This is a genomic window from Blautia sp. DFI.1.216 (assembly GCF_020594215.1).
Lineage (GTDB): Bacteria > Bacillota > Clostridia > Lachnospirales > Lachnospiraceae > Blautia_A > Blautia_A wexlerae.
Genome location: NZ_JAJDML010000097.1, coordinates 1 through 5260 on the forward strand (window position 1 = coordinate 1; position 5260 = coordinate 5260).

Below are 5260 nucleotides of genomic sequence, written 5' to 3' on the forward strand. Positions count from 1 at the left end.
CAACGAAGTCCGGCAACGGGCTTCAAAAGACCTTGCAAACAATCTCAATCTGGCGTTGATTACTATTTATACTTTTCTTTTATTTTTCTGTTGTTTTGGTTGTCAGAGAGGGAAAAAGCCCGGAAATAAGGGATTTTCCCCGGCAACCGGCTCGGCAACGGGATAGCAACGAAGTCGGCAACGGGCTGTCATTTTCAGAATGGAAGCTCCATCTGCTCTGTGACCTCCACAAAACCGTCCATAGATTTTTCGGGCGGGTTGTCGGTGTCCGTTGCCGGGATTTCACGCTCCCAGCCCTTTTGTCTGCCGTATTCCGCAAACATCCTCGGATTGGAAAAGTAGTTCCACCCGGTAATGCACTGGTTCATTATCTCGTTGATTTCCCGGATTTCCCATTGCTTCGGCTCATCAAAGGTGTGGTTTAAGGCTTCCTTGTAGAGCTGCTTGGAGCAGACCGTTTCCCCGGTGTACTTATCAAGGTAAGCCTGTATCATCCCGGCTTTGGTGTCCTCCGGCATAAAATCCCGCTGGTGTTCTTTGAGATACCGCTGCATGGCTGGGCTGAATGACAGCTTGAACATGCCGCTTCGGTAAATCTCCATTGCTTCCGCCCACATCTGGCTGATATAGGCTCTGGAAGCGGCTTCGTCCTCCAAAATGTGAACCTCGGCTTGCTCCGGGTACACCATGACCGGGATAAATCGGCGGTTGCCGGAACGGTCAAGGGGGAGAAAGTCAAGGGCGTTGGAAGTGCCGCCGAACACGCATTGACGGGGGCGGTCTGCCGGGTGAGTTTCATAGGGAATTTTGTAAACCTCTTTCTGGCGGCTTAGAAAGGACTTGATTTCCTCAATGCTCTTGGCATTGGCGGTTGCCATCATTTCCGACATTTCAATTATCCAGTGACCTTGCAGCTTGCGGTACACGTTATCATCGTCCAGCTTCCGCAAATCATCGGAAAACCACTCGTCCCGGACTGCCAGCAGCCGGAAGAAGGTGGATTTGCCAGCCCCCTGACCGCCTACCAGACACAGCATGATTTCAAACTTGCTTCCGGGCTTAAATGCCCTTGTAATCGCCCCCAGCATGAACAGCTTCAAGGCTTCATAGGTGTAATCGTCCACATCAGCTCCCAGAAAGTGCCGCAGACAGAAGCGGATGCGCTCAGTCCCGTCCCATGCAAGGCTGTTCAGAAAATCCCGGATGGGGTGGTACTTATTCTCATTCGCCACAATCCCGATGGCGGTTTCAATCTTTTTCTCACTGGTAAGCCCGTAGGTTTCCTCCAGATAGAGAAGCAGATACTTCATGTCCGTATCGGTCAGGGCTGTGCTTTCTCTGTGAAAACCGATGGACTTTATGATGTCCTTGCGGTCGGTCAGGATGTTGTAGGCGATTGCCCCGGCAAGCACAGGGTCACGCTGGAATACGGTCAGGCAGTTCCGTATGCTCTGGCGGACGCCGCCTTTCTCGGTGGTTTCCAGAGTTGCCTTTACTTCCTCAACGCTCTGGGGCGGCTGCATGGCGTTCATGGTGTTTTTTAGTTCTTGCTGCGTCTGCGGCTGCAAGCTCTGCCATTCGCTGTTCAAGCTGTATCACATCCTTTCCGTAGTCCATAATCAAAACCGCTTTTTCCTCTGTCTCCCCGAACAGCAGCACATCCAGCAGATATTCCACATGGGCTTGCTTCTGCAAGGCTTCCACGAACCGGGGATGAAACGCTTCCTCCGGGGAGTGCGGGGCATAGTCGGTTTTCCATACCCGTAAGAGGTGTAGATAATCGGCAAGGACACGGAAGCAATGTGCCTTTGCTTCCCGGAACTGTTCTTCCGGGGATTTCTGCCGGGGCTTGGGCTTCCTTGCCCTGCCCGGTGGCTTCCAGTCCTCATAGGCAAGCCCGAAGTCACTCGCCAACTGTGCGGCGGCTTCCTTTTTCCCCAGCCCGTACAGGGCAGCTACAAAATCAATCACATCCCCATCTGCACCACATCCGAAGCAGTGGAAACGCTTGTCCAGCTTCATGCTGGGGGTCTTATCGTTGTGGAACGGGCAGCAAGCCATCCCGTTTCTGTTTACCCGGATTCCGTAATGCTCCGCAGCCTGTCTTGTCGTAACGGACTGCTTCACAGCTTCAAATACATTCAAATCAATTCCTCCTTGTAAAAAAGAAAAGGCACTTATCATTCTCAATCTGAAAATGGCAAGTGCCTGTTAAAGTTCCATATCCTGTTGTTTGTGTTTCGTCTGCGCCGGGGCGTTTTTCTGTGCTTTCTTCTCGTCAGCCTTATCCTGCAAGACTTCTTTGAGGGGCTGCTTCTTGGGCGGCTCTTTGCTTTCCTCTGTGCCGGGTGTGGCTTTCCGTACCCAGTAGCGGATGTCCCGCAGCTTCTTCAAATCTTCCTGCACCTCGGTCAACGGTACTTTCAAGTCTGCGATTTCGCCCACAAGCTTCGCCTGTTCCTGCAAAAGCTCCTTTTTCGTGCTGTCCTTATCATCCGGGTGCTTGGCAAGGTAGGCACTGGCTTTCTCAAACCGGGCAACCTCCGGGTGTTCCAGCTTGAATTTTTCCTTAGTTTTCTTGAAAAATATCTTCTGGTATTTCTCATAAACGGGCTTACATTCCTTACAGTCCGTCCGGGCGGCAAGGATAGCGTCAATCACGTTGCTGCGGGTTTCCTTTGGCTTCATCTGCTTTCGGTAGTCGGCGGCAGATTTCCCGGACGTTTCTATAAAGTTTTCCAAATCCTCCACGGTGGAAAGTCCCTTTCTCTGAAGATAGGACAGGGCTTCGCTGACTGCCTTTAAGTCTTTGGAAGTTCCACGGTTTTGTCCCGCCCGTGTCCAGTCGCTCCGTTCTGCCTTTCGTACCTCCATGTACTTCATCAACAGATTGGGAAGAAATACCGCTTCCTCCGCAGCTTTTTCCGCAAGCAGTTCTTTTCGTTTTTCACTAAGCTCGATAATCCAGCCTTTGAGATTTTTAATAAGCTGCCGGATAGACTTCATCAGGCTGTTGGCGGCTTTGATTTCCCGGTTCAGATTTCCGATGTTGGTCTGAATCCCTCGCTTTTCCATCTGCCGGACAGCAGCACCCTCATGGACGGTAGGGATAATATCAAGCCCCTGTCTTTCATAAGAACGGAGATCCACCCGCTCCGGGCGGTTGTTGGCTTCCAGATAGCGGTTCTGGATGATCTCCCATTCATGCCGCCAGATTTCACAATACTTGCGGTCGTTCCAGTCAACCGTATCTTCCTTGTGACTTTTCCATCTGCCGGACGGAAGTTTTATCCGTTCCCCGTTCTCGTCAAGGTCATAAACCTTGCGGCTCTTGGGAAGCCATTTCCCATGTTCATCCATTGCCCGCATAGTCAGCATGACATGAGCGTGAGGGTTTCCGTCCCCTTTGTCATGGATGGCAAAATCCACGCACATTCCTTTGGAAACAAACTGCTGATTGCAGAAATCCCGGACAAGGGCGGCGTACTGGTCGGGCGGTATCTCTCTGGGAATGGAAAGCACCCACCGCCTTGCAAGCTGGGAGTTCCATTGCTTCTCAACAGCTTCGGCGGCGTTCCATAAGGTATTGCGGTCTGCATACTCTGGCGGGGCATTTGCCGGGAGCAGGATTTCATTATGGACGATACCACGCTTTTCTGGGTAGTGCTTCACTTGCTGGTCGTATTCACAGAACAGCTTTTCGCCGCTTTGGTAAGCAGCGGCGGCAACAGCAGACTGCCGCTGGCTGCGCTGAACAATCGTGATTTCGTTGTGTGGACAGGGCATTTCGTGTCCCTCCTTTCGGTAATTGGTGGATGGGGTGGCGTTTTACCACCTCATTTGGGGCAGAAAAAAAGCAGGAGACCTTTTCAGATTTCCTGCTCGGTGTGCCGCTGGGGGCGGCGGGTATTTAGTTAAAATTCAAGATTACTTAACTTTATAATAGTTTTCTATTGCCTGTGCAAAGAAATCAGAAGCCCCTTCACCGTATTTTTCGTCTATCATTGGTTTGATTTGTTCATTGCGGTAATACTGCGTCTGTGCCATCATAAAGCCTTTTTCTTCTTTTATCTGGGCAAGCTGTTTCATAACAAAGCCATATTCTCCAACAAGCTCTTTTACTTCAAAAGAATCTATGTCACAATTCTGTTTTGCAATCAGTTTTTGCAAAATCGCTTCTATCCGTTTGTTATAGCTTTCTGCAACTTCTTTGCTGACGGGAGTTCGGGCAACAGACAGAAACTTGTCCTTTCCACCATACCATTCAACTACCTTTGCATAGCCTTTCTGCATTTCTTCCGAAGATACGACTTCCATATAATGCTTTTTCCATTGTTCAATGCTACCAAATTCTTTAATTGCAATGTTTCTCATATTCTCCGGCATATGCTCAAGCATGGTTTGGAACATTTCTTCTACTTCTGTTTTGGTAAAAATTGTAAAATCCATTTTGTTCTCTCCTTTCAGAATGTCATCAATGCTGGCAATCAGACGTTCCATTCGTTCTTTCTTTGTTACCAACATTTTTCGCTGTACTTGTAGAATCTGATTTCTTTCAAGAGCCGGATTGTCCAAAACAGCTTTGATTTCTTTCAAGGAGATATCAAACTCACGGAAAAATAAAATCTGTTGTAATGTTTCCAGTGCCTTATCGTCATAAAGCCGGTATCCCGCATCACTTTTTTCTGTTGGCTTTAACAACCCGATTTCATCATAATAGTGAAGCGTGCGAACGCTGATACCTGTTAAATCTGATATTTCTTTTACTGTCCTCATAGCTGCTGACCTCCTGTTCCTGATAAGGTAACTTTAATCTATGACGTTCCGTGAGAGTCAATAGGCATTTTCATTTTTTAGTATAACATTTTTCATTTCTTCTCAAAAGACAGAAAACTGATTCTGTAAAACTTGTCGGCTGGGAACAGCTTGCAATGCAAGGTGTCCCCAGATGGCAAGTCCACAAAAGGGTAGCTGGCGAAAGCCAGCGCAGGGGAAGTGTAGCGTCCCCTGTTTGATTTGGAGCAGTCCGTGGCTGCGGAAAATCACAGCCCTCCGGCGAGGAGCCTTCGGAGAACGCAATGCACCAACCTTTGGGTGGTGTATAATTGCGCCTTTAGTAAACTAAGGGGTTTCCAGCTTCTCCCGTTCCAGCAGTTTTTTCAATAGTTCCTGCGTGTCCTGCCTGTGAAAAATGAGTTTCAACAGCAGCATGACATCATCATCTGTCAGGCGTTCCGGCTCTTGCAGAAAACTTTCCAGC

At 49.1% G+C, this 5260-nt stretch carries 4 protein-coding genes and 1 pseudogene; all 5 read right to left on the reverse strand.

The genetic code is table 11. The annotated features are described in order from the left end of the window. Positions 1 to 194: 194 nt before the first annotated feature. A complete protein-coding gene (locus LJE11_RS18480) occupies positions 195 to 1532 on the reverse strand; it encodes a virulence-associated E family protein (protein ID WP_227296365.1) in 1338 nt (445 codons plus the stop codon). Further along, a complete protein-coding gene (locus LJE11_RS18485; RefSeq protein ID WP_025544160.1) occupies positions 1501 to 2145 on the reverse strand; it encodes a CHC2 zinc finger domain-containing protein in 645 nt (214 codons plus the stop codon). Before LJE11_RS18485 ends, LJE11_RS18480 begins: the two co-directional genes overlap by 32 nt. Positions 2146 to 2211: 66 nt before the next feature. Beyond that, positions 2212 to 3786, reverse strand: coding sequence for a MobQ family relaxase (mobQ, locus tag LJE11_RS18490; protein ID WP_215706265.1), 1575 nt, complete (start codon positions 3784 to 3786; stop codon positions 2212 to 2214). 141 nt (positions 3787 to 3927) lie between these two features. After that, a complete protein-coding gene (locus LJE11_RS18495) occupies positions 3928 to 4776 on the reverse strand; it encodes a MerR family transcriptional regulator (RefSeq protein ID WP_025544158.1) in 849 nt (282 codons plus the stop codon). 345 nt (positions 4777 to 5121) lie between these two features. Beyond that, positions 5122 to 5260, reverse strand: a pseudogene (locus LJE11_RS18500) (DUF3847 domain-containing protein); the annotation flags it as partial.

Coding starts and splice junctions, on each gene's coding strand:
- mobQ (WP_215706265.1), bottom strand. CDS start 3,786: ATGCCCTGTCCACACAACGAAATCACGATTGTTCAGCGCAGCCAGCGG.
- LJE11_RS18495 (WP_025544158.1), bottom strand. CDS start 4,776: ATGAGGACAGTAAAAGAAATATCAGATTTAACAGGTATCAGCGTTCGC.
- LJE11_RS18480 (WP_227296365.1), bottom strand. CDS start 1,532: ATGAACGCCATGCAGCCGCCCCAGAGCGTTGAGGAAGTAAAGGCAACT.